Genomic DNA, 25195 nt, shown 5'->3' with positions numbered 1-25195 from the left:
CTATCTTTTACTCACTAAGTGAGATTTAATATGCTTCGACGCTTGTGCCGAAGTGTTTCTATAGTTATAATTACACACTTTTTCAGCTTTCCTGAAAGTGCTTTACTCTGCGTTATCTAAAAAATCTTTAAACTTCTCTGCCCATTTATCAAATATGCTCTTTTTGGGCGCTCTTTTTGGAGCTTCAGGGTCTTGCCTCAAATCGCCACTTTGTGGTGGATTTTGATCAAAATCTTCCTGTAGTTCTGCTTCTTCTTTTTCTCTTTCTTCTTTGCTCTTTAGCACTACTTCTTCCTGAAATTTCTTTTCACCGTGTTCCAGGCTATTCATTACCAGGCCAACCGCGGTGGCGTAAACAGGACTGGTAGTTTCAGTATCGTTATTTCCTGCCAAATGTTCGTTTGGATAACCAATTCTGGTATCCATTCCGGTTATATATTCGGCAAGTTGCTTAATATGTTGCAGCTGCGCACCACCTCCGGTTAAAACCATTCCGGCTATTAATTTCTTCTTTTGTTCTTCGTGCCCGTAGTTTTTAATTTCGAGGTAAACCTGCTCAATAATCTCTACAACACGGGCGTGAATTATTTTTGAAAGGTTCTTTAAGGTAATTTCCTTAGGTTCCCTTCCGCGTAATCCGGGGATAGAAACAATTTCGTTGTCTTTGTTTTCTCCCGGCCAGGCAGAGCCAAATTTAATTTTCAGCAATTCTGCCTGTTTCTCTATAATTGAACAGCCCTCTTTAATGTCTTCGGTAATCACATTTCCTCCAAAAGGAATTACCGCGGTATGTCTTATAATTCCATCTTTAAAAATTGCTAAATCGGTGGTTCCTCCACCAATATCTATCAGTGCAACCCCGGCTTCTTTTTCTTCCTGGCTTAATACAGCATTAGCTGAAGCTAATGGCTCTAAAGTAACTGCCGAAAGTTCTAGACCGGCACTTTTTACACATCTTCCTATATTTCTAATAGAAGAAACCTGCCCCACTACCACATGGAAATTAGCTTCAAGCCTCCCACCATACATTCCAATAGGTTCCTTTATTTCTGCCTGCCCATCTACTTTGAACTCCTGGGGCAACACATGAATAATTTCTTCTCCCGGCAACATCACCAGTTTGTGCACCTGGTTACAAAGGCTATGAATATCGTCATTATCAATAACCTCTTCCGGATTCGTCCTGGTTATGTAATCGCTATGCTGCAAGCTTCTTATATGCTGTCCTGCAATTCCTACTACAACGTCGCTAATTTTTAATCCGGAATCTGCTTCAGCTTCCTGAATAGCCTGTTGTATAGATTGGATGGTTTGAGTAATATTGTTTACCACCCCACGGTGCACCCCAAGGCTTTTGGATTTCCCAATGCCTACGATTTCTACTTTACCATATTCGTTCTTACGCCCAATCATAGCCACAATCTTTGTGGTCCCTATGTCTAATCCTACGGCTATGTCGTTGTATTCCATAATTTATTTTTTAGTGCAAACAACCTGATCTTCAAATTGTAAATTCACTCTTTTGTAGGTATCTAATTTCTCGTCTTGTATAGCTTTTTTATAAAATGCCTTAAAATTGTTGAATTTCAGTGCTATATTCTCGGCTTTGCCGAAATAAACCTTAAAGTCTAGTTTTCTCATTTGCAGCTCAAATTTATTACCGGCCAAACGCTTTATAGCGGTTACATGCTGCGTTAAAAAATCATCTTGTTGAATATATGCAACCAACGGATATACTTTCTCTACAGCACTTGAATCTACACCTAACAGCAATGGAACCCGAGCTGAATAATATGGAGACAAAGGCATTTCACTTCCGTTTTCATCTAAATAATAGGTAGAATTTCCCACTATTCTTCCAATAGGTTTACGCTGAACTATCTTAGCTTGAAGTTTGCCGTCCAAACTAAGAAAAGCTTCAGCATTTTCTATCATATCATGATTGTTCAAAAGACGTTCTACCCTATTCAAATCTAAAGTTTCTTTATCTATGTCCGTCGCAGCTACATCATTTTGTATCAACAAGTTATTAACCGCTTCTTCAGTAACATAGAGGTTCTCTCCCCCTACAAATTGCACCTTTATTTCACTTATTTTTCTTGCATTATTACGCTTTTCGGCAAAGCTGAAAAGAAAAGCTACTAAAATCAGCAAAACAGGCAGTTTTATGTATCTAAGTTTATGCTTCATCTTGCAAGGCTTTTTTTACAGATTCCACTTCTTCTCCAATACTACCGGCACCCATAAGCACCACAACTTCAGGCTTAGACCTTTTAATTTCTGCAATAATATTTTCTTTCTGAATTAACTTCTTTGAATTACTATTTACCTTTTCTAGAAGCCAGGCTGAAGTAACCCCTTCAATTGGTAATTCCCTAGCCGGATAAATATCCAGCAGGAATAACTCATCAAACAGGGCCAGACTTTCCGCAAAATCTTCTGCAAAATCTTTTGTCCTGCTAAACAAATGTGGTTGAAAAACCGCCAGGACCTTCTTTCCCGGATGCATTTCCCGCACTGCCTGATTTACGGCAGCAATCTCTGCCGGATGGTGTGCATAATCGTCTATAAGCACCAGGCTATCTGATTTAATTTTATAAGAAAATCTACGTTTAACCCCCTTAAAACTATATAACGCCCCGGTTAGCCTGGGGATTGGGGATCCATACTGGATAGCCATTGCCAGGGCGGTTATAGCATTTAGCAAATTGTGTTTGCCGGGTAGATTAAACCTAAAGTCTTTAATAACTTCGTTGGGAGTTTTTAAATCAAAATGATAGCTCCCATTTTTAATCTTTATATTTTGTGCCGAATAATCAGAATTATCTTCTATTCCAAAAGTTTTCCCCGCTATTGCCAATCCGTTTTTTACGAATAAAGTACCATTTTCGGGAACCAGTTTAGCAAATTGCCTAAAGGTATCTTCCAATTCTTCTTTGCTACCATAAATATCCAAATGATCGGCATCCATAGCGGTTATGGCAGCAATATTTGGCGAAAGGTGAAGAAATGAACGATCAAATTCATCGGCTTCAACTACAACAACCTCATCTCCCTTAAGAATTAAATTACTTTGAATATCTTCACTAATACCGCCCAGAAACCCGGTAACTTTTGCCCCGGTTTCCTTAAGTAAATGACCTAAAATTGCAGTAGTAGTGGTTTTTCCATGAGTTCCCGCTACAGCCAAAGTTGTTTTTCCTTTTGAAATCAAACCAAGCAAAGCAGCCCTTTTCTTCAGTAGGAATTCATTTTCTTTGAAATAAGCCAGTTGTTTATGTGCCGCAGGAACAGCCGGAGTATAAACCACCAGGGTATTTTCTTTATTTTTAAATTCAACGGGAATAGCCCTTAAATCATCATCGTAAACCACAACAACACCTTCGGCTTCCATAGTTTTGGTTAGCGAAGTTGAAGTTTTATCATAACCGGCCACATTCTTACCAAGGGATTTAAAGTAACGCGCCAACGCACTCATCCCGATACCCCCGATACCGATAAAATAAATGTTTTGTATGTGGTTTAGAGCCTGCATTCTATTTTAAATCAAACGTCATTTTCATTTAATCAATTTTTCTATTTCGTCTACAATCCTGGCGGTTGCATTTGGTAAAGCCAGTTTTTTAATATTTTTACCTAGCTTTCTTTGCTTCTCTTCAGAAGCCATGAAACCAAAAAATACCGTTTCAAACTTTTCATCCAATTCATTTTCCTTCAACATCAAAGCGGCATTCTTCTTTACTACCGCCTGTGCATTTTTGGCCTGATGGTCTTCGGCTACATTAGGTGAAGGAATAAAAAGTACCGGTTTCCCAACAATACTTAATTCGGACACTGTCCCGGCTCCTGCCCTGGAGATAATTACATCGGCAGCGCCATAGGCCAGGTTCATATTATTTAAAAACATATGCGTTTGCACCAAACCTGAATCATACTTTTTATATTCTTCAAAATACAGCTTGCCCGTTTGCCAGATTAACTGAATATTCTCCTTTTTAAATCTTTCTAAATTGGCTTCCACCAATTGGTTTATTCTTCTTGCACCCAGACTTCCGCCTAGCACCAACACTACTTTTTTATTGCTTTCAAGTTCAAAATGTTTTAGTGCCTTTTCCCTATTTGCATCAATCTTCAATAAATCCTGCCTTACAGGATTACCGGTAATTATGGTTTTTTCAGCAGGAAAAAATCGTTTCACTTCTTCATAGGCAGCACAAATTTTATCTACTTGTTTTGCCAAAAGTTTATTGGTTATTCCGGGAAACGAATTCTGTTCCTGAATAATACTTGGAATTCCTTTAGAGCTTGCTACTTTTAAAAGAGGGCCACTGGCAAAACCACCGGTTCCAATCACCACATTGGGCTTAAACTCCTTTATTATTCTTCTGGATTTAGCCAAACTGCTTAGCAACTTAAAAGGAAACATCAAATTACTCATCGTTAACTTTCGCTGAATACCACTAATCCAAAGACCTTCTATTTTGTAACCTGCTTGCGGCACCTTTTCCATCTCCATCCTGTCACTTGCACCTACAAACAATATTTCTGTTTCAGGATAACGTATTTTTATCTCGTTGGCAATAGCTATAGCCGGATAAATATGCCCGCCTGTGCCACCTCCAGATAATATTACACGTAAATCCTTTTTCATTTTTTATATCTCTATATCTAAACCTCTTTTCTCCTAAAGCCTATTAGCTCTATATCGCCTCACTTAAAATGTCTAACGGATTTTCTTCATCTACATCCGTTCCAGCTTCTTCCTGCTCTTTTATTTCTTCACGTTTGGCGCTAACACTTAAAATAATTCCAAGTGCCATACATGTCATCCAAATAGAGGTTCCCCCACTACTAATTAGCGGTAGTGTTTGTCCCGTAACAGGAAACAACTCTACGGCAACCCCCATATTTATTAATGCCTGAAAGATAATGGGCAAACCCACCCCCATAACCAGCAACTTACCAAACACTGTATTGGCTTTAGTTGCAACAATTACAATTCTAAAAAGCAATAATAGATAGGCACCCATAACTCCAAATGCCCCAATTAACCCCATTTCTTCAACAATAATCGCATAGATAAAATCTGATGAAGATTGCGGTAAAAAATTTCTCTGTACACTTTTTCCAATTCCCGTTCCGGCAATACCTCCACTGGCAATGGCAATCTTTGCTTTTTCTATTTGATAATCTGCTTCTGTATCTTTATCATCAGAAAAATTCTCAATTCTACTGGCCCAGGTATCTACCCTATTAGGCAAAAGTCCCGGAAACGCTTTCGCTGTTAAAACAAACATCGTTAACAAAAGCAAACCGGCGGCGACTATAATTCCAAGGTATTTTACCGGATACCCACCTAAAAACATGAGTACCAAAACCATAGAGAAAATAATAGCTGTTGTAGAGAAATTGGCCGGCAAAATTAATAATAATACCAGTCCTACGGGCACCCAAAGTGGTAAAATTGACTCTTTAAAACTAAGATTATCATTTGTTTTTTTCGATAGGTAGCGAGCCACGTAGATCATTAAAACTACAGAGGCTAAGGTAGACGACTGAAATGAAACACCTAAGCCCGGAATTTGAATCCACCTACTGGCATAAGCACCATCTATAATAGTTCCCTGAGCTATGGTATAAATAAGAAGTACAACCACAACGGGTAAAAATAATATTGATAGCCCACGGAAATAATGATAGGGAATTTTATGCACCGCAAAAAGCAAACAAAACCCTAAAAGCAAATGGAAGAAATGCACTACCACATATTGGAAAGTACTTCCATCTCCATATAAATACGCAAGATTACTACTGGCACTGTAGACCGGCAAAAACGAAAATATTGCCAACAGTCCGGCCGTAGCCCAGATAACCTTATCGCCTTTAAGATTTGAAAAAATGTTGCTCATTTAATTTTTTAATTTCTCTTTTACTCAGCCAAACTTTTTAACGTCACCCTGAACTTGGTTCAGGATTTAACTTCTTAGTATCGAAACATGCTAGAAGCTGAAACAAGTTCAGCTTGACGAAAGCCTGGCTCTAAAATCTTTAATTTTAAAGATCTCTAACTGCCTCTTTAAACTGCCTTCCCCTATCTTCGTAATTCTCAAAAAGATCAAAACTGGCACAGGCTGGCGATAGCAATACCGAATTTCCTTTTTCAGCAAGGCTATAGGCCATTCTTACGGCTTCTTTCATCGACTGTGTTTCCACTATGGTATCTACACAATTTCCAAAGTTTTGCATTAATTTTTGATTGTCTACTCCCAGGCAGATAATAGCTTTCACCTTTTCGTTCACAAGAGGCAAAAGATCGTCGTAAACATTTCCTTTGTCCACTCCACCTACAATCCAAATGGTTTCGCTTTCCATACTTTCGAGGGCGTAAAAAGTAGCGTTCACATTGGTTGCCTTAGAGTCATTAATGTACTGTACATTATTAATTTTCAGCACTTTTTCAAGTCGGTGTTCCACCCCCTGAAAACTCTCCATACTCTCTCTAATGGTTTCTTTTCTAATTCTTAAAAGCTGGGAAACAGTGGCCGCGGCCATAGCATTTTTGGTATTGTGTTTACCCTGCAAACCTAATTTTGTTGTTGGCATGTTAAATTGGTTGTTTTTTATATTGACAATAATATTTTGGTTCTCTATATATGAGCCGTTTTCTACTTTTTGTTGAAGGGAAAACGGTAATTTTTGTGCTTTCACCGGGTTCTTTTCTAACCAACCGGTAATAATTTCATCGTCTAAATCGTAGATAAAGAAATCTTCATCGGTTTGATTTTCGGCGATTCTAAATTTTGAGAATACATAGTTCTCAAGCTTGTACTCGTATCTATCTAAATGATCTGGCGTAATGTTAGTAAGCACCGAAATATCTGGCCTAAAATCCTTAATTCCGTCTAATTGAAAGCTGCTTAATTCCAATACAAACCATTCGGGATTGGTTTCGGCCACTTGTTTGGCAAAACTGTCACCAACATTCCCGGCCATTCCCACTTTTATACCCGCATTTTTCAAAATATGATGCACAAATTTGGTGGTGGTGGTTTTTCCATTACTTCCCGTAATTCCAATAATTTTAGCTGAAGTAAAGGCCGCAGCAAACTCTATTTCTGAAATTACCGAAATACCTTTCTCCCTTAATTGCGTTACCATTGGTACGGTTTCAGGAATTCCAGGACTCTTCATCACTACCTCTGCGTTTAAAATTTTAGCTTCGGTATGTTTTTCTTCTTCCCAATCGATCTTTAGTTCATTAAAAACCGACTTATATTTTTCTTTTATTTTTCCTTTATCTGAAACAAAAACCTCAAAACCTTCTTTCACTCCAAGAATAGCCGTTCCTGCACCGCTTTCGCCGCCGCCAAGAATCACCAGTCTTTTACCGGAATTAGGAGTATTTTGAGTTATAGGTTTCACTATTTCTTATCTTACTTTTAAGGTTATTATAGATACAATGGCCAGGAAAATTCCAATAATCCAGAAACGCACCACTATTTTACTTTCGTGATATCCTTTTTTCTGATAATGGTGGTGTAAGGGAGACATCAGGAAAATTCTTCGACCCTCTCCAAATTTTCGTTTGGTAATTTTAAACCAGGCTACCTGTAATACTACCGAGAGGTTTTCCATTAAAAAGATTCCGCATAAAACAGGAATCAATAATTCTTTTCGGGTTGCCACAGCCAGCACAGCTATAATTCCGCCAATGGTCAAGCTCCCGGTATCCCCCATAAAAACCTGGGCCGGATAGGTATTGTACCATAGGAAGCCTACCAGAGCTCCAGCAAAAGCACTTATAAATATGGTCATCTCACCCGATCTGGGGATGTACATAATGTTCAAATAATCAGAGAAAATAATGTTTCCCGAAACCCAGGCAAAAATCCCCAGGGTGAGCACAATTATTGCCGAAGAACCGGCAGCAAGACCGTCTATTCCATCGGTTAAATTAGCACCATTAGAAACCGCCGTTACAATAAATATCACGATGGGTATAAATATTAACCAGGCGTAATTCTTTAAGGCAGGATCTATCCAACTTATTAAGCTGGAATAATCGAATTCGTTATTTTTTACAAAAGGAATAGTAGTGGTTGTAGTTTTAAGTTCAGGCCCCATTTCCCTAATATTTTGAAAACTATCTACCAGCTCCTGCTGTTGCGGTGCAGGTTTATTGGCTTCCTCCTTTACGGTAACGCCAGGATGAAAGTACAAAGTACTACCAACAATAATTCCCAAACCTACCTGCCCTAATACTTTAAACTTACCCTGCAGGCCTTCTTTATCCTTTTTAAAGGTTTTAATATAATCGTCTATAAATCCAATTGCCCCCATCCAAAGGGTTGTAACAATTAATAGGATTACATAAATATTTTCAAGTTTAGCAAATAGTAAAACCGGAACAAGAGTTGCGAAAATTATAATCAAACCACCCATTGTAGGGGTGCCCGCTTTTTCACTTTGCCCACGTAAACCCAAATCACGAACGCTCTCCCCAACTTGTTTAGCTAGCAAATAACCAATAATTCTCTTCCCGTAAATGGTTGAAATTGCCAAAGAAAGAATAATGGCCATGGCAGATCTAAACGTAATATATTCAAACAGCCGCGCCCCGGGCACCTGGTATTCTGCTTCTAGATATTGAAATAAGTAGTATAACATATTTTTTTATTACTCGTTCCCTGTAAATTTTGGGCTTACTTATTTAGCTGTTTTAAAAATTCGGTTACAATCTTAATATCATCAAAATCTTTGCGCTCTCCATTTACCTCCTGGTAGGTCTCGTGACCCTTTCCCGCAATTAGGATGATATCATTTTCTCCTGCCATTTGGCAAGCGGTTTTAATAGCCTGTTTCCTATTGGTTACCGCCATTATTTTCTTGAAGTTCTGTGGTTCTACCCCGGCCTCAACCTCTTCAATAATCTTATCGGGATCTTCCGTTCTTGGGTTATCGCTGGTAAAAACCACTTTCGTACTTAAAGCCGAAGCAATATGCCCCATTTTTGGCCTTTTAGTGGTATCACGATCTCCCCCGCATCCCACTACAGTTATAAGTTCTTCATTTTTTGTGCGAATGCTATTAATAGTTTCCAGTACATTTTTTAAAGCATCTGGAGTATGGGCATAATCTACTATTGCCGTAATCTTTTCTTTTTCTGAAATGATATATTGAAATCTGCCGTTAACAGCGTCTAACTCACTTATAATCTTAAGGGTTTCCAGATTTTCAAGGCCCAGAAGTTCGGCAGTAGCATAAATAGCCAAAACATTATAAGCGTTAAAGCTTCCAATTAAGCGCGACCATAATTCCTGATCGTTCACTTTTAGCAATAATCCGGTAAAGGAATTTTCCAGGATTTGCGCTTTATAATCGGCGTAAGATTTTAGGGCGTAGGTATATTTTTGTGCTTTTGTATTTTGCAGCATTACCTGCCCGTTTTTATCGTCTACATTTGTTAAGGCAAATGCAGAAGCCGGCAATTCATCAAAAAAACGCTTTTTCACATCGCGGTATTCTGCAAAACTCTTGTGATAGTCTAAATGATCGTGGCTTAAATTTGTAAAAATACCTCCGGCAAATTCTAAAGCTGTTGTTCTATGCTGATCTATCCCATGGGAACTCACTTCCATAAAGCAAAACTCAACACCTTCATCATTCATTTGCTTTAGATAGTCGTTTATAGTTATAGAGTCTGGCGTGGTCCTTACCGCATCAAAAGCTTTTTCGGCCACCATAACGTTTACAGTAGAAAGCAAACCAACTTTAAAGCCTGCTTTAGTAAACAAATTATATAAAAGTGTAGCAATGGTGGTCTTCCCATTTGTTCCTGTAACACCTACCAGTTTTAATTTTTCTGAAGGGTTATCGTAATAATTGGCTGCCATAAAAGCTAAAGCTTCCTGGGAATCTTCAACCTTTACATAGGTAACTCCGTTTACAATTTGCTTCGGAAATTCTTCACAAATCACAGCAAGCGCTCCATTTTCTATTGCCTGCCCTATATACTTATGCCCATCGGACACACTTCCGCGAATAGCCACAAAAGCATCATTAAAGGCTACTTTTCTAGAATCGAATTGCAGGCTATTAACAGTTACTGAAGTATTTCCTACCACAGCATCAATTTCTACTTTATATAATATGTCTTTTAAGACTCTCAACTTATATTTAGTTTTACTTGTTGGTTAGTTTCTATTTTTTGTCCGGCTGATATAGACTGTGACCTCACTTTTCCCGTCCCATTAAAATTCACTTTTAGCCCAAGGTTCTCTAAAAGAGAAACAGCATCCATAGCCGGCATCCCAGTAACATCTGGCATTACCGGTTTTTCATTTTCAAAACTTGTATAGTAAGCTTCAAAATCGTCTATCACCTTATTATTCTTCACTTCAAGAGAAGGCAGGGTATCCATAACAGGAGTATCGGTATAAATTTTTTGGGCAATTTGCTTAAATACAGGGCCTGCCACTATATTTCCATAATAACCTATTCTTCTATTTGGTTTATGAATAATCACAATACAGGAATATTTAGGATCTTCAGCAGGGAAATATCCGGCAAAAGAAGAAATATACCTCCCCGGCTCTATCCAGTACTCTACCTGGCAGGTACCTGTTTTTCCCGCCATAGAAAAGTTGGGGGTATAAATATTTGTAGCAGTACCTTTCTCTACGGTATGCTTCATTATTTTTTGAAGTTTTTTAGCGGTTTCAGGCGAACAAATCCTTGGATTCATAACCTCTCGCTCTACCTTTAAAATACTTTTATCCCATTCTTTTACTTCTTTTATAAATCTGGGTTTTACCATTTCCCCATTATTGGCTATGGCATTGTAAAAGTTGAGAGTTTGTAGAGGTGTTAAAGAAACCCCGTACCCAAATGCCATCCATGGCAAGCTCAATCCATTCCAACTTTTATCATCAGGGTGTGGTATTCTTGGAGAACCCTCTCCCTTTATATCCAGGCCTATTTTCTCATTAAGCCCCATATCATATAGACGTTCAACGAATTTAGCGGGGTTATTTTTATACCCCTCGGTAATCATTTTAGTAAAAGCAGTATTTGAGGAAACCTCAAATGCCCTTGCTGCCGAAATCTTCCCATAACCTCCACGACGGGAATCCCTTACCGGTCTTCCGTAATATCTTACCACACCCTTTTCAGTATCTATAACCGAACTTGTATCTATTACATTATCTTCTAAAGCGGCGGTAAGCGCCATTAACTTAAAGGTAGAACCCGGCTCGTGAGACTCATAGACCGCATAGTTTCGCTTCTCAAAATAAGTTCCCTCTTCGGTACGCCCAAGATTAGACATTGCTTTGATCTCTCCGGTTTTGGTTTCCATCACCACAACGGTACCATGATCGGCTTCAAAGTGCTCCAATTGTTTTAGTAAAGCGTGATGGGCAATATCCTGAATATTCACATCTATGGTTGAGACTACATCATAACCATCTTTTGGCTCTACTTCGTTATTATCACTAATAGGCTTCCACTGGCCTTTCGCAATTTTTTGCTTTAACCTACGACCATCGGTACCCCTTAAATATGAGCTAAAAGCACCTTCCAGCCCCACACGGGTAAAATAGCCGTTTTCGTCCTGGCGCTCATAACCTACCGTTCTTTCCCCCATTTTTCCCAGAGGATGCTCCCTAACCGTTCTTTGTTCTACAATAATCCCACCTCTGTAAGCCCCCAGATTAAACATAGGAAAGCTCTTTACTTTCATATATTCTGAATATCCAAGGTTTTTTGCAATTGGTAAATAGCGCTGCCCATTAGCCCTTGCCTGCCTTAAACGCTGCGACCAATAAGCTGCAGATTTACCGAACATTTCGCTAAGATTATTAGACAACGGAACGATATTTTCCTGAAAATTTTTATCTGATACAGTTACTGCGTCAAACCTTATATCGTATTTGGGAACTGAAGTTGCCAAAAGATTTCCATTGGTATCATAAAGATTTCCGCGACTGGCAGGAATTTTAAAGCTTTTAACAGTACGTTCTTCGGCAAGGTTTCGGTAATAATCCCCTTCCACAAACTGGATATCGAGTAGTTTCACCCCTACGCCTATAGCAAAAATGAACATACAGGCCGCAACCACGTACAATCTATTTAATATGCCTTTTTCTGATGTAGCCATCTACTCCTTAATATTCACTTTAATTTTATAGGGCGGATTCTCGGAAGGAACAATTCCGCGATCTTTCATTTTTTGAGTAATTGTAGATTCCATCTTAATTCGCATTAAAGCCGACCGGCGATCTACAAATTCACTTTTCAACTCCCTTACCTCTGTATGAAGTTTAGCTATCTTATGCACTTTACGTTCAGCACTATGGGAGCTCGCTATCATAATAATGGCAAGCAGTGTACAAAAAACTATAAAGCGCCAGTTATTTACAGCGTCTCTACTAATAAGAAAATTAGCACGTAGTAAGTTGTAAAAACCTTCTCTCATTCCTTTCTAAATTTCACCCCCTTCTTAGAATTCGCTATAAGTCTATAAAAAACTATAACTTCTTTGCTACTCTCAACTTAGCACTTCTGGCTCTATTATTCTCCTTAATTTCTTCAGCTGTAGGTACTATAAGCCCCCCAACCTTTTTAAAAGGAACCGAAATATTTCCGTAGAAATCTTTTTCAGGCTCACCCTCAAATAATCCACTTCTTATATACCTTTTCACCAATCTATCTTCTAACGAGTGATAAGAAATAAGACTAATCCTCCCATTTTTTACCACCAGGTCTTCGGTTTGCTTTAAAAAATCTTTTAAAACCTCAATTTCCTGGTTCACTTCAATTCGAATTGCCTGATATATTTGTGCCAGAATTTTATTCTCCTTTCCTTTAAACAAATGCGGTTTCAGCAAGTTATTTAGCTCTTCACTGCTCTCTATAGGTTTTTCCTTTCTTGCCTCCACAATAAGCCTTGCCAGTTTTGGCGCATTTTTTAAGTCAGCATATTCATAAAACAGCTTTTTAAGTTGTTCTTCTTCATACTCATTAACCACCTCAAAAGCACTAAGCTTACTTCCCTGGTTCATACGCATATCCAAACGTGCATCAAACCGGGTAGAAAAACCTCTTTCTGCTTCATTAAATTGATGCGACGAAACACCAAAGTCACCTAAAATTCCATCAACTTTTTTAACCCCATAAAATCTCAAAAAACGTTTTATATATTTAAAATTCTCATGAATTAGCGTAAAACGTGAATCTTCAATAGTGTTTTGCAAAGCATCTTCATCCTGATCAAAAGCAAAAAGCTTCCCCTTAGCCCCGAGCCTACTTAAAATCTCCCTGGAATGGCCACCTCCACCAAACGTAACATCCACATACACGCCATCCTCCTTAATACTAAGGCCGTCTACAGATTCTTTTAATAAAACCGGATTATGATATTGCATCTAAATCGTCATTTCCCATTACTTCTTCAGCGAGTTCAGCGAAATCATCTGAAGCCTCATCAATGGTGTTTTCATATTTATCTTTATCCCAGATCTCTACAATATTCACAGCAGAGGATAACACGATCTCCTTACTGATACCAGCAAAACCTACAAGATCTTTAGGTATTAAAAGCCTACCATTAGTATCCACTTCCACCATCTTTACACCAGCAGTAAACCTTCTTATAAAATCATTATTCTTCTTTTTAAAGCGGTTTAAACCATTAATTTTCTGCATTAGAACATTCCACTCCTGCATAGGGTACAACTCTAAACAAGGCTGAAAAACCGAACGTTTTAGCACAAAACCCTCCTGCAACATAGGCGCAAGCTGCTTTTTTAATGCTGAAGGAACCATTAACCGGCCCTTGGCATCTGCTTTACATTCGTATGTTCCAATGAGATTTACCACTTATATACTTTACAAAGTCAAATATATTGAAAAAATTACCACATTTTACCACTTTCTACCACTTTGTTAATAAGTTTATCAACTGTATATAGCTGAAACACTATCAAGTAGACCTATTCATTTAGGTTTCAGAGGCTTGGTTTTTATTGTACTTTTCTTGTTAAATATTTTAAAAAAGATGATAAAAATGCATTTCCTAAATGACTTTGGTATTTCTTAAAAATGATTATACTTGTAATGAAATCGCTATATTTGCGATTGCGAAACGCAAAGCCAATCAATGAAAAATAATGTAAGGCAAGAGGGAAAGTTTACGTACCTGGAGCAAGGAGAGGGAACCCCGATAGTTATTTTACACGGACTTATGGGTGGTTTAAGTAATTTTGATGGGGTTACCGAATATTTTCCAAAGCATGGTTATAAAGTTGTTATCCCAGAACTTCCTTTATATTCCATGTCCCTACTTAAGACCAGCGTAGGCACTTTTGCTAAATTTTTAAAAGAATTTATAGATTTTAAAGGTTACGATAAAGTTATACTTCTAGGCAACTCGCTTGGTGGGCATATTGCTTTATTGGCTACTAAATTATACCCAGAAATTGTTAAGGCCCTTGTAATAACAGGAAGCTCGGGACTTTACGAAAATTCTATGGGCGAGAGTTATCCGCGTCGTGGGGATTATGAATTTATCAAGAAAAAAGCACAGGATGTTTTTTACGACCCTGAAGTTGCCACCAAAGAAGTAGTAGATGAAGTTTACGAAACCGTAAGCGATCGGAATAAACTGGTAAAAACCCTGGCCATTGCCAAAAGCGCCATAAGGCACAATATGGCTAAAGATTTACCAAAAATGAAAACCCCTACCTGTATTATTTGGGGAAAAGACGATCACGTAACCCCACCTGAAGTAGCTGAAGACTTTCAGCGTTTACTTCCGGATGCCGATTTATTTTGGGTAGATAAATGTGGCCATGCCGCCATGATGGAACACCCCATATTGTTTAATGAGCTACTTCATGACTGGTTAAAACACCGGAATTTCTAAGGCATATAATTTATAAAGGTTTATTAGGTTTAAGGCTGCTAATACTAACATTGAACAAGATCATTTTTCAAAAAGAATTACAATGAAAATCAATTCGGCCGAATTTGTGGTAAGCAATACACGTGTAGATAAATGCCCGGACAGCAAGCTTCCGGAATACGCTTTTATTGGCCGTAGTAATGTAGGAAAGTCTTCTTTAATAAATATGCTTACAGGTAGAAAAGCACTTGCAAAAACCTCGGCCAAGCCTGGAAAAACACAACTTATCAACCATTTTTTAATCAATAAAGAGTGGCATTTGGTAGATTTACCGGGTTATGGGTATGCGAAGGTTTCTAAATCTACAAAGCGTACTTTTCAAAAATTTATCACTGCATATTTTGACAAACGCAAGCAATTAATTTGCGCCTTTGTACTTATAGACAGTAGGCACGATCCACAGCCTATAGATATGGAATTTATGCAATGGCTTGGCGAACACCAGGTTCCATTTTGTATTATTTTCACAAAAGCCGATAAGCTAAAACCAAAGGTTCTTGAGAAAAACATCAACAATTACCAGGAAAAGATGCTAGAAATATGGGAGGAAATGCCAGAGTTTTTTATAAGCTCGGCAAGTGCCAAACTGGGACAGGAAGAAATTCTGGAATACATCGATTCTATAAATAATGAATTAAAGGCTAATAATTAGGCTCCTAAAATTTAAGCCGATCTTCAATTATCGCTATCAGCTCTTCGGCTGAATAAACTTGCTCCAATTCCTCTGTAGTCAGAAAAACTCCCATTTCACCTTCATCTTCCCATAATATTATTGGAAAAGTATATTTGTAACCAAACTTTGAAGCATATTGCTTTTGAAATTCGTCTAAATGAAGAAATTTCATCCCCACTTCTGAAGCCTGCCTGTATTTTTTCCATTGTGGATTTTCCGAAAAAACACCGTGTGTTACTTTACAAAGGTTACATGCAGAAGATTTGGGACTTATCATTTTATACAGCGCATCCAGAACAGCATTATGTGTTCCGGAAAACGCGTTATATACAAAAATAAGTTTCTCCACTGAATAAGCAGGATTTAACACTTACATCGCTTTACCCACAATATAAATATTGTATAAACCGGGTTTAGACTAATTACTTTTTGGTGATTTCTAATTTCTCGGCAAAATAATCGCAAAAATCTTTCATAGTCGCAGTCATTTTCTCGTCTTGTGTAGCACGGTTAAACGTATCGCTCATAGAAACAAGGGTTTGATGAAAAAATTTCTTCATTTCATCTACCGGCATATCTTTGGTCCAAAGATCTATCCTCAAGGTCTCCTGCGCTTTACTATCCCATACAGAGAGCATTAAAGCCTTAGCCTCTTCTTTATAAACATTTCCATCTTCGGCACTCCAGCTAATCTCTTCCGGTACACGATTTTCATCGGTAACCACCTCTATATTTATTTCTGACTTTTTATATGCTGACATTACTTTCTTGGTTTAAAATTCGCTTTATTAAATATTGTTTCGGCATCTGTTTCAATCATTTCCTGTAAAGATGCGTTGGCTTTTTCCATATAACTTCTTACAATTTGCCAGCCTATATATTGCCCCAGCTTTGCCGGAGAATCGGCATCTAATTGTAGATAAAACTTTGAAAAAGGTGCTGGATACAAAAACCGTGAATACAATTCGGTATCTGTATCAAAAAGCAACTCATTTTCTACATAATACCGCCATATTTGCGCCTCATTATTTTTCGCCCAGGTATATTCATCTTCAGTATAGCCTATTTTTTCTGCATCAGTTACTTCAGGAATAAACTTATCTTTTAAGTATAAAAGTTTTCCGTAGTACACCATATGCGCTAGAAAAGTTCTTGACCTGGGTCTTTTTACATATTTTTCGGCATATGCGTTGGCAACATCCGGAAGTATTTGTTCCTTGTTAAAATTCTTTTTTAAATACTCCTGAATTCCAATATAAAAATGATGGTCTTTCCCTAAATACGTATCCAGGGAAATGAATAAATAATTCTCCTGAAGAATTACTTTATTTTTATAGTCAACTTCAGAAGTCACTGTAAACACTTTTGGTGCTTTAAATTTTGGAAAATAATACTTTACATGCTGAAAGAGACTGTGGAGTTCTGCTTTTTTATTTTTAAAAGAAGGAAAAGCTTCACCAACTTCCTTATTTATTTCCTGCTGAATAGTATCGTTCAATTTTGCTATCCAAACACTATCTGAAAATTGCCGCGGAAACAAAAAAGGATATTCCTGTTTTAAATCCATAAGTTTTTCAGGATCGGCTTCAGCAAACTTTTCATCAAACCTTACCACTTCAAAATCTACCGGCACCTTTGCAATCTCTTTTTCAATTCTGCTTTCCTCATTACAGGAAACAAAGGCGAACATAAAACATAAAAAAATTATTTTTCTAATCATAAGGGATCTTTATGAAGGCTTTAACGCCGTGGCCTTTTAATAATTATGTTTAAATGGTAGATTTGTGTGCAAAGGTATTATTTACAAATTTAATCACCCAAAATTATGCAAACTGAAAAAGTGGTAAACCACATAGTTAACTGGTTAAAAGATTACGCTACCAATGCCGGAATGCATGGTTTTGTAATTGGTATTAGCGGGGGCATTGACTCTGCTGTAACTTCAGCGCTTTGTGCCAAAACCGGTTTGCGTACGCTTTGTATTGAAATGCCTATTCACCAGCATAAGAATCAGGTAACCCGGGCACAACAACATATTAGCTGGTTAAAAACCCACTATGCCAACGTGAGCAACCTGGAAGTTAACCTAAGTTCGGTATTCGAGAATTTTAAACAGGTTGTCCCAGAGGCTGAAGCTTCTGAAACATTAGAACTTAGCCTGGCAAATACCAGGGCGAGGTTAAGAATGTCTACGCTCTATTATTTTGCAGGTTTGCATAGCTATCTTGTAGCAGGAACGGGAAACAAAGTAGAAGATTTTGGAGTAGGATTTTATACCAAGTACGGAGACGGAGGTGTAGACCTAAGCCCAATTGCCGACCTTATGAAGACAGAGGTCTATGAAATCGCAAAATTTTTAGGAGTGACCCAGGAAATTATAGAAGCACTACCTACCGATGGCTTATATGGAGACAGCCGTAGCGACGAAGATCAAATTGGCGCCTCTTACCCAGAATTGGAATGGGCCATGAAAGCAGCAGAAGAAGGGAAATCGGCTGAAGATTTTGAGGGGCGAAAACGGGAGGTTTTTACAATTTACCAAAGAAGACATCGCGCTAACTCCCACAAAATGAACCCAATACCCATTTGCAACATTCCCATTAGTCTTAAAAAATAATCACTTTATCGAATAATGTGCTCATAAAACGGAATCAAGAATAAATTCTGTTAAATTTAATAGTATAAATGCGCTTGCCCTACCCGGGCGTATTTTTTAAGCAAATTTAATATTATGAGCACAGTATTAATTGCAGATCATCATCCTGTGGTGCATCAGGGGATTCGGTATATTTTAAGAAACAATCCGGCTCTTGAAGTTGTGGGTAGTGTTCATAGCGGAATGGAATTATATGGTTTTTTAAGCGAGCGCCAACCCGATGTTTTGATTATTGAAATAGACCTTCCCGAAATTAATGGCATAAATGCTCTTCGTACCATAAAAACTGACTATACCAAAGTTAAAATGCTTGTTTTTACCGGGCATCCTGAAGAGGTTTATGCATTAAGTGCTATTAAAGCGGGAGCAGCAGGTTATATCTCTAAAATGGCAAAACCCGATGAACTTGAAAAAGCCATTTACCAGGTAGCAAGAGGCGGCATTTACCTCAACAAAAAAATTACCGATAAGCTGAATGCAGGTATATCGCCCGGAAGAAATTTAATTGCAAAATTTAAGAAACTTTCCACTAGAGAATCTGAAGTTTTAAATCTTATCTCTGCCGGCAAACGAAATAAAGATATCGCGGAAGCCCTTTCCATAAACGAAAAAACAGTAAGTACTTATAAAACCAGATTGCTAAAAAAACTACAGGTAGATAATGTGGCAGATCTTATTACACGTTCGCGCCTATTGCAAATAAACACTACATAACGCGATTCAGTTTTTCTGAAAGCACTTTCTTTAAAGTCAAATAATCCTTTACATCTTCTAATATATGTTCGGTTTGTTGCTCTTCGGATGGAGTTTTCACCTTTTCGGAAAGCTCGTTAATTTTTTGATTTATTAAAAACCTGCGTAAAGAAAGAATGGTTTCGCTAACGTGTCGTGAAATAGTTTCAGTTTTTGCTTTTACAAAAATATTTTGCCTTTCCCATTCGTGTAACTTGTATTGTTCTTCTTCCATTAAAATTGAAGTGATCTCTGAAGCCTGATCGGGGTCTATATCATTGATAAAATTCCTGACCTCAAATTTTTCTTCACTGTTTAGCCGGGCGATTAATTGGGTATAAATATCCCTGAATTTAGGATTGGCAAAAGCAATTTCATCTTCCTGTAAATCCAGGAATATCTTCTCAAATACCCTGGTTTTCTGTATCTCCTTTTCCAGGCCAAACTCCCCATCTTCTTTTTCTTTTAGTACCAGATCTTCAAACTCTTCTTCTACCGTACCATATTGCAATAAAAGACTAATAATTTTTTTCTCAAGTTCATATTGCTCGTCTACACGGGAAGTTTTAGGTTGCGCCTCTTCTTTTACTACATCAAAAGATTTTTTCTGTTGCTTTTGCTGTGGAGAAGTTCTTCCGCTTTTTGCATTTAATTGTGCAAGACTGGAAAACAATACGTTTTCAGAAATATCCATTATTCTTGAACATTCCTGTAAATAGACTTCCTGTTGAATAGTATCTGGAATTTTAGAAATACTACTCACAATATCCCTTATTAATGCTGCCTTTTTAACCGGATCTTTCTTTGCTTCTTCCATAAGCAAAGACGCTTTGTAGCTAATAAAATCACGAGCATTCTCCTGCAAATATTCAGCTAAAGCTTCCTCTGAATTATTTTTCGCAAAACTATCGGGATCTTCTCCTTCCGGAAAAGTACAAACCCTAACATTCATTCCCTGTTCAAGGATTAAGTCTATTCCTCGAAGCGAAGCTCTTATCCCGGCGGCATCGCCATCAAATAGAACGGTAATATTTTTAGTTAGCCTGTTAATTAACCTTATTTGCTCTGGTGTTAAAGCAGTTCCTGAAGACGACACCACATTCTCAATCCCACTTTGGTGAAACTGAATCACATCGGTATAACCTTCAACCAGAAAGCAGTTGTCTTGTTTAGCAATGGCCTGTTTGGCAAAATTTATACCATACAAAACCTTACTCTTATGGTAAATATCACTTTCGGGGGAATTGAGATATTTGGCTGCTTTTTTTTCACTGCTAAGAATTCTCCCCCCAAACCCTAACACCCGACCAGACATAGAGTGAATTGGAAACATAACCCTTCCTTTAAAGCGGTCAAATTGCTTTTCACCCTTTACAATAGTAAGGCCTGTTTTTTCAAGGTACTCCAGTTTATAAGCTTCGGCGAGGGCTTCTTTGGTAAAATCGTCCCATTCGTCTAACGAATAACCCAGCTCAAATTTTTTGATCGTTTCTAAAGTAAAGCCCCGTTCTTTAAAGTAGCTTAACCCAATAGCTTTTCCTAAATCGGTTTTATGTAGATTTTTCTGAAAATGTTTATTGGCAAATTCTGAAACCAGGTACATACTTTCCCGCTCATCCGCTTGCTGTTTTTGCTCGTCGCTTTGCTGGGTTTCCTCGATCTCAATCCCATATTTTTTGGCTAGGTATTTTATGGCTTCAGGATAGGTAAAATGCTCATGCTCCATTAAAAAGGCCACCACATTCCCTCCTTTTCCACTAGAGAAATCCTTCCAGATTTGTTTTACCGGTGAGACCATAAAACTAGGCGTACGCTCATCACTAAACGGACTTAAACCTTTAAAGTTTGAACCCGATTTTTTAAGCTGAACAAAATCACCAATAACCTGCTCTACCCGGGCGGTTTCAAATACGTTATCTATGGTAGTTTTTGAGATCAAAACGGTCTTATTTAAACCTTTAGAGAGGTTGCTTAAAAGTTTAGGTTCGTCAAGCTGAACTTGTTTCAGCTTCTAATATGATTTGATTATCAATATCTTATATCTCCGAATGAATTTAGGAGCAAGCTCTGAAATAAATTCAGAATGACGATTTTAAAAACTTTTCAGACTCCCACTTTCTTCGGAGGACAAAATTACAATTTAAAATTGGCTAATCAACATCAAACCTAAGTCCTAAAGAAAAATTGTGTAATTCCCGGTTGGGATCCTGGAATATAGGGTTTAGATCGTATTTTCCATAGAGTGTGGCACCACCCCAGCCCAGGTAAGCACTTACACCATAGACTAAATCATTGGTGTTATAATTATTCTTTAGTTTCTCTTTTACCTTATCGCCATCTTCCTTAAACTTTAGTTTTTGACGTTCCCCAATATTAAACCCGGCATAGCCACCAAAACCAATCTTTAGCATTTTATAAGTTGAAAAATGCAATCTACTTTCGGTTTCTGTTCTCTTAGAGGGGCCTATTTCAAAATGAACAGGAACTACCAGGTTATCCATTCTAAATTTAGATTTATCAAGGTCTAATGCGAATTCCTGCAAATAGGTTTGGTCTCCGTCTTCTACAAAAATACGGTTATCGGTAGGCTTTAAACCGTTGAATTGAAATGAAAGTCCGTATCGAAATCGCAACCAGTTGGTTTCCTTAAAAACCCGCGTTTTCCAGGCCCAACCAATTTCGAAAAAACGGCTTCCTGCCAGTTTAAAATCTGAATCATTTAAAGACTGCCCTTCTTCTAAAGCATTATTGAATCCGGCGGCCACTACCAAATCACTGGTGGTACGTTTATCGTATTTTTTAGTATTTATATTAATATCAACAGCTTTTCCCTTACTTCCAAAAGCAATATAACTTCCAGAAGAATCGGCATTTCTATCCCTTAATTCCATTTCGTTTTCTAAAATGGCAATTTTGTTTTCAATATTTTTAGCGTGCTTTTCAGCTAATTCCTTCTTTTTCTTTTCGGCCGCTTCTTGAGTGATTATACCGTTTTCCAATTGCCCGTTAACAATTTCTATTTGGTATTTGAGCTTTTCTTTCTCTTCGGTTACAATTTTGGCCTTTTCTTTTTCAAAAAACTCTTTTGCTCTTTCTTCTGAAGAAAGCTCTACTGCTTTTGGCGCTTCTTCCTGGGCATTAACTTGTTGTAAACCTAAGCTGAACAACGAAAATGACACGTAAAAAATAATTGTTTTCATGATAATTGATTTTAAAGTTTGATGAATGACCCGTTTGTGGGAATTTTTAGATAGTTATTAATAATTTCTGTTGGCAACCGCCGTTTTTGCCTTGAGATAACCTTCTTTTAAGACCTCAAAAACTTTGGCTTTAAAAGACTGGTATATCTCATCTTCTACTTCGGCTAAAAGCGCATTCGCATTTATAGTGTTGGTAGAAGTATATGATTTTAAATTCCTTTCTCTACTTAATTCTGATGCCGCTTCTGCCAATAACACATCAACTTCATCCTCAGAAATTTTATCATTGTTAGCGGCTTCAGCAATTACTTCTTCAAGTTTAGATTGAAAAATTTTTTCTTCAGAAATTGGCGGTTCCAGGCTTATTTCTTCCAACACAACTAGTTCTTCAACAGCGATTTCTTTTGAAACTGGATTTTTGAAAGAATTTTCGTTTTTTACTATAGCTTCAGTTTTATTGGCAACTCTATTTCCTACCGCTTTTTTAACTGAACTCTCTTCCTTTTTTTTGTTTTCTTCAGAAGCTATACTGGAATTTTGTTCTTGTGTAAATTCTTGTTTTACTTCCGGTTTTTGAATATTCTCATTTATCGGTTCCTCTACAATTTGAGGAGTATCTGAAACTTCCCCGTTCCAAAGAAAAGTACCGGCAACCAATAAAACGGCAACTGCCGCGGCAATATATTTCCAAACTGCCCGGGAATTTCCATCCTTTTTGGCATCTAACTTTGCCTCCAGCTTCTCCCAACTTTGAGCAGAAGGAGTAATTTGCCTTTTTTCCAGTTTCTCCCTTACTGATTTTTCGAATTTATTTGATTCCATAATCCGATGTGTTTTGTGTTTTTAATTGTTCCTGCAACATTTTTCTCGCCTTAGATAATTGCGACTTTGAAGTTCCTTCGGTAACCTTCAACATTTTTGCAATTTCAGCGTGTTTATATCCTTCTACCGCATACAATACAAAAACCATCCTATAGCCTTCGGGTAAATTGTCTATAAGGTTTTGAATATGTGCAACATTAAGTTCTGTATTCATTTCAGCATAAAAACCAGGATCGGCAATTTCTTCATCACTAAAAACAATTTTCTTTTGTGACCGAAGAAAAGAAATTGACTCCCGAACCATTATTTTACGTATCCAGCCTTCAAAACTTCCTTTAGATTCAAAATCTTTAAGATGGGTAAATACTTTAAGAAATCCGTTAAGCATCACTTCTTCGGCGTGATGTATATCTTTAACATATTGCCGGCAAATACTTAGCATTTTTCCCGAATGCAACTCATATAATTGGCGCTGCGCCTTACGGTCTTTTTTAGCCGCGCGTTTTATTAGTTGAGATTCGCTCTTAAAAAGTTGAATTACTTTCACCCGATTTCTTAATTAAAAAGGCCTTCTATCTATATAGACGCAGGAAAGTTACAAAAGGTTGCCTGTACCCTCTGATATTTTTTTGATGATTCTTATTTCTATGCGTTTTAATGAGAACAAAGGCTCTGCGATAATCTGTTGTTTTGGGTTTGTTGTTTGAGGTTTGAGGTTTGAGGTTTGGGGTTTGACCTTGCCTGAATATAGTTGCCTTTTTTAGGTTTATTACAAGGACGAAGCATGCGGCAATCTGTCGTTAATTTGTTGGAGCGATTGAAAAATCGGGATCGAAATGCCGGCTGACCTGCTTTTGAAATTGCGGGACCTACTACAAATCTGCCTAAATAAACAAATGGCGCAAGAGTTTTGAAAAACGATAATCCTGACATATTAGAGCAAAGTTTACAGCTTAAAAAAAGCTGCCCGCAATACACGAATATTATTTATGATTCGTGGATTCGTGGCTTTTTTTGGTTTTACCTAATAAAAACTACGACTGTCAAATTGTTATATTTTGAATCACTAATGCCCGGTAAAAACTTTTATGACCTCTATTTATCTAGATTAGAGGTTCATTTTATGCTTTTTTACAATTTTGGAACTTCCTATTTTTTGGAAAATAATGCTTTCACCAAATACAAGAAATCATTTAACGCTGGTTATCAGACAGCTACATTCAAGTCTTTTTCCTGGTTATATCAGCGCAGCGATCTTAATTCTTTACCGAACAACAATGATTTTGAATTCTTAACCTGGAACCTAAAACTTTGAAACCATCGGCTTTCACCTTATCTTTACCTCAGAATTCATTTTATGTCTGAACAAAAGCTCACCCGAATAAATAAGTATTTAAGTGAAATAGGCTATTGCTCCCGCCGTGCCGCCGACAAACTAATAGATCAGGGCCGGGTAACCATTAATGGCAATATACCGGAAATGGGAACCAAAATTGCCCCCGGCGATTTGGTAAAAGTTGATGGAAAAGCGGTATCGGAAGCAACAAAAAAAGAGCCTAATGTATACCTGGCTTTTAATAAACCCATAGGTATTGTTTGCACTACAGATACCCGTGTGGAAAAGGATAACATTATTGATTTTATAAATTATCCAAAAAGAATTTTTCCTATTGGCCGATTAGATAAGCCTAGTGAGGGACTTATCTTTCTCACCAACGATGGGGATATTGTCAATAAAATTTTGCGCGCCAAAAACAATCATGAAAAGGAGTATATCGTATCGGTAAATAAACCAATTACTTCAGACTTCATTAGAAGAATGGGGAATGGTATTCCCATTTTAGGCACCCGAACCAAAAAATGCGAAGTAGAAAAGTTGGGAAAGAATGAATTCAGGATTATACTTACCCAGGGGCTAAACAGACAAATTCGTAGAATGTGCGAATTTTTAGGTTATGAAGTGACCGCTCTTAAACGCATTAGGATTATGAATGTAAACCTGGATGTTCCGGTTGGTGCATACCGTGACCTCACCCAGGAAGAGCTAGCTACCATCAATAAAATGGTTAATGAATCTAGCAAAACAGCAGAATCGGTAACGACCAATAAGTCTGGAAAAAGAAATATGCGTTTTAGAAAAAAATAAATCT

Annotated in this window: 24 protein-coding genes; 5 read left to right on the top strand and 19 right to left on the bottom strand. The window is 37.6% G+C overall.

What is annotated here, in order from left to right; genetic code table 11:
- Positions 1-102: 102 nt before the first annotated feature.
- The 12 genes from ftsA to mraZ form a co-directional block, all read right to left on the bottom strand.
- A complete protein-coding gene (gene ftsA / locus I6U49_RS02780; protein WP_193710371.1) occupies positions 103-1470 on the bottom strand; it encodes a cell division protein FtsA in 1368 nt (455 codons plus the stop codon).
- Between the two features lie 3 nt (positions 1471-1473).
- The gene (locus I6U49_RS02775; protein ID WP_198627479.1) at positions 1474-2190 is read right to left on the bottom strand and encodes a cell division protein FtsQ/DivIB; all 717 of its coding nucleotides are present in this window, start codon (positions 2188-2190) and stop codon (positions 1474-1476) included.
- A complete protein-coding gene (gene murC, locus I6U49_RS02770; protein ID WP_198627478.1) occupies positions 2180-3535 on the bottom strand; it encodes a UDP-N-acetylmuramate--L-alanine ligase in 1356 nt (451 codons plus the stop codon). The genes I6U49_RS02775 and murC overlap by 11 nt, the downstream gene beginning before the upstream one ends.
- Positions 3536-3559: 24 nt before the next feature.
- On the bottom strand, positions 3560-4651 hold the full coding sequence (murG, locus tag I6U49_RS02765; RefSeq protein ID WP_198627477.1) for an undecaprenyldiphospho-muramoylpentapeptide beta-N-acetylglucosaminyltransferase: 1092 nt from the start codon (positions 4649-4651) through the stop codon (positions 3560-3562).
- Positions 4652-4700: 49 nt separating this feature from the next.
- Complete coding sequence (locus I6U49_RS02760; RefSeq protein ID WP_193710367.1) at positions 4701-5909, bottom strand: FtsW/RodA/SpoVE family cell cycle protein; 1209 nt, start codon at positions 5907-5909, stop codon at positions 4701-4703.
- Between the two features lie 145 nt (positions 5910-6054).
- Positions 6055-7422 carry a UDP-N-acetylmuramoyl-L-alanine--D-glutamate ligase gene (gene murD / locus I6U49_RS02755; protein ID WP_317191838.1) on the bottom strand — a complete coding sequence of 456 codons (1368 nt, stop codon included), beginning with the start codon at positions 7420-7422 and terminating at the stop codon, positions 6055-6057.
- Between the two features lie 6 nt (positions 7423-7428).
- Positions 7429-8667, bottom strand: coding sequence for a phospho-N-acetylmuramoyl-pentapeptide-transferase (gene mraY / locus I6U49_RS02750; RefSeq protein ID WP_198627476.1), 1239 nt, complete (start codon positions 8665-8667; stop codon positions 7429-7431).
- Between the two features lie 35 nt (positions 8668-8702).
- Entirely contained in the window at positions 8703-10169 is a 1467-nt protein-coding gene (locus tag I6U49_RS02745) for a UDP-N-acetylmuramoyl-L-alanyl-D-glutamate--2,6-diaminopimelate ligase (RefSeq protein ID WP_198627475.1), read from the bottom strand.
- On the bottom strand, positions 10166-12157 hold the full coding sequence (locus tag I6U49_RS02740) for a penicillin-binding protein (RefSeq protein WP_193710364.1): 1992 nt from the start codon (positions 12155-12157) through the stop codon (positions 10166-10168). Before I6U49_RS02740 ends, I6U49_RS02745 begins: the two co-directional genes overlap by 4 nt.
- Positions 12158-12475: an FtsL-like putative cell division protein gene (locus I6U49_RS02735; protein WP_193710363.1), complete on the bottom strand. Its 318-nt coding sequence runs from the start codon at positions 12473-12475 to the stop codon at positions 12158-12160.
- Between the two features lie 52 nt (positions 12476-12527).
- A complete protein-coding gene (gene rsmH, locus I6U49_RS02730; protein WP_198627474.1) occupies positions 12528-13424 on the bottom strand; it encodes a 16S rRNA (cytosine(1402)-N(4))-methyltransferase RsmH in 897 nt (298 codons plus the stop codon).
- Positions 13411-13878: a division/cell wall cluster transcriptional repressor MraZ gene (gene mraZ, locus I6U49_RS02725; protein ID WP_193710361.1), complete on the bottom strand. Its 468-nt coding sequence runs from the start codon at positions 13876-13878 to the stop codon at positions 13411-13413. The genes rsmH and mraZ overlap by 14 nt, the downstream gene beginning before the upstream one ends.
- A 280-nt stretch (positions 13879-14158) precedes the next feature.
- Here mraZ and I6U49_RS02720 point away from each other — a divergent pair, with 280 nt between their 5' ends.
- Both I6U49_RS02720 and yihA read left to right on the top strand, forming a co-directional pair.
- A complete protein-coding gene (locus I6U49_RS02720; RefSeq protein ID WP_193710360.1) occupies positions 14159-14923 on the top strand; it encodes an alpha/beta fold hydrolase in 765 nt (254 codons plus the stop codon).
- Positions 14924-15005: 82 nt separating this feature from the next.
- On the top strand, positions 15006-15614 hold the full coding sequence (gene yihA, locus I6U49_RS02715) for a ribosome biogenesis GTP-binding protein YihA/YsxC (RefSeq protein WP_198627473.1): 609 nt from the start codon (positions 15006-15008) through the stop codon (positions 15612-15614).
- A gap of 4 nt (positions 15615-15618) precedes the next feature.
- Here yihA and I6U49_RS02710 read toward each other — a convergent pair whose 3' ends face one another.
- The 3 genes from I6U49_RS02710 to gldB form a co-directional block, all read right to left on the bottom strand.
- Positions 15619-15984 (bottom strand): GTPase, encoded by a 366-nt coding sequence (locus tag I6U49_RS02710; RefSeq protein ID WP_198627472.1) that lies wholly within the window; start codon positions 15982-15984, stop codon positions 15619-15621.
- A gap of 73 nt (positions 15985-16057) precedes the next feature.
- The gene (gldC, locus tag I6U49_RS02705; protein WP_193710357.1) at positions 16058-16396 is read right to left on the bottom strand and encodes a gliding motility protein GldC; all 339 of its coding nucleotides are present in this window, start codon (positions 16394-16396) and stop codon (positions 16058-16060) included.
- Positions 16396-17355 carry a gliding motility lipoprotein GldB gene (gene gldB / locus I6U49_RS02700; RefSeq protein ID WP_198627471.1) on the bottom strand — a complete coding sequence of 320 codons (960 nt, stop codon included), beginning with the start codon at positions 17353-17355 and terminating at the stop codon, positions 16396-16398. Before gldB ends, gldC begins: the two co-directional genes overlap by 1 nt.
- A 105-nt stretch (positions 17356-17460) precedes the next feature.
- Between gldB and nadE the strand changes: the two genes are divergently transcribed.
- Both nadE and I6U49_RS02690 read left to right on the top strand, forming a co-directional pair.
- Positions 17461-18252, top strand: a complete 792-nt coding sequence (gene nadE / locus I6U49_RS02695) for an NAD(+) synthase (RefSeq protein ID WP_193710355.1) — start codon at positions 17461-17463, stop codon at positions 18250-18252.
- Positions 18253-18366: 114 nt separating this feature from the next.
- A complete protein-coding gene (locus I6U49_RS02690; protein WP_198627470.1) occupies positions 18367-19005 on the top strand; it encodes a response regulator in 639 nt (212 codons plus the stop codon).
- Here the strand turns inward: I6U49_RS02690 and dnaG are convergent.
- From dnaG to I6U49_RS02670, 4 genes are all read right to left on the bottom strand, one after another.
- Positions 18998-20962 carry a DNA primase gene (gene dnaG / locus I6U49_RS02685; protein ID WP_198627469.1) on the bottom strand — a complete coding sequence of 655 codons (1965 nt, stop codon included), beginning with the start codon at positions 20960-20962 and terminating at the stop codon, positions 18998-19000. The two genes, I6U49_RS02690 and dnaG, sit on opposite strands and share 8 nt — an antisense overlap.
- Positions 20963-21173: 211 nt before the next feature.
- Positions 21174-22223, bottom strand: coding sequence for a hypothetical protein (locus tag I6U49_RS02680; protein WP_198627468.1), 1050 nt, complete (start codon positions 22221-22223; stop codon positions 21174-21176).
- Positions 22224-22280: 57 nt separating this feature from the next.
- Positions 22281-23045: a hypothetical protein gene (locus tag I6U49_RS02675; RefSeq protein ID WP_198627467.1), complete on the bottom strand. Its 765-nt coding sequence runs from the start codon at positions 23043-23045 to the stop codon at positions 22281-22283.
- Positions 23032-23592, bottom strand: a complete 561-nt coding sequence (locus I6U49_RS02670) for an RNA polymerase sigma factor (RefSeq protein WP_198627466.1) — start codon at positions 23590-23592, stop codon at positions 23032-23034. Before I6U49_RS02670 ends, I6U49_RS02675 begins: the two co-directional genes overlap by 14 nt.
- A gap of 810 nt (positions 23593-24402) precedes the next feature.
- On the opposite strand from I6U49_RS02670, the gene rluF reads away from it, so the two are divergent.
- The gene (gene rluF / locus I6U49_RS02665; RefSeq protein WP_198627465.1) at positions 24403-25191 is read left to right on the top strand and encodes a 23S rRNA pseudouridine(2604) synthase RluF; all 789 of its coding nucleotides are present in this window, start codon (positions 24403-24405) and stop codon (positions 25189-25191) included.
- Positions 25192-25195 lie beyond the last annotated feature (4 nt).

It is taken from the genome of Salegentibacter maritimus, assembly GCF_016236915.1.
In the GTDB taxonomy this organism is placed as follows: domain Bacteria; phylum Bacteroidota; class Bacteroidia; order Flavobacteriales; family Flavobacteriaceae; genus Salegentibacter; species Salegentibacter maritimus.
Note: the sequence above shows the minus strand (reverse complement) of the source record. Positions and strands in the feature narration are given on the sequence as shown.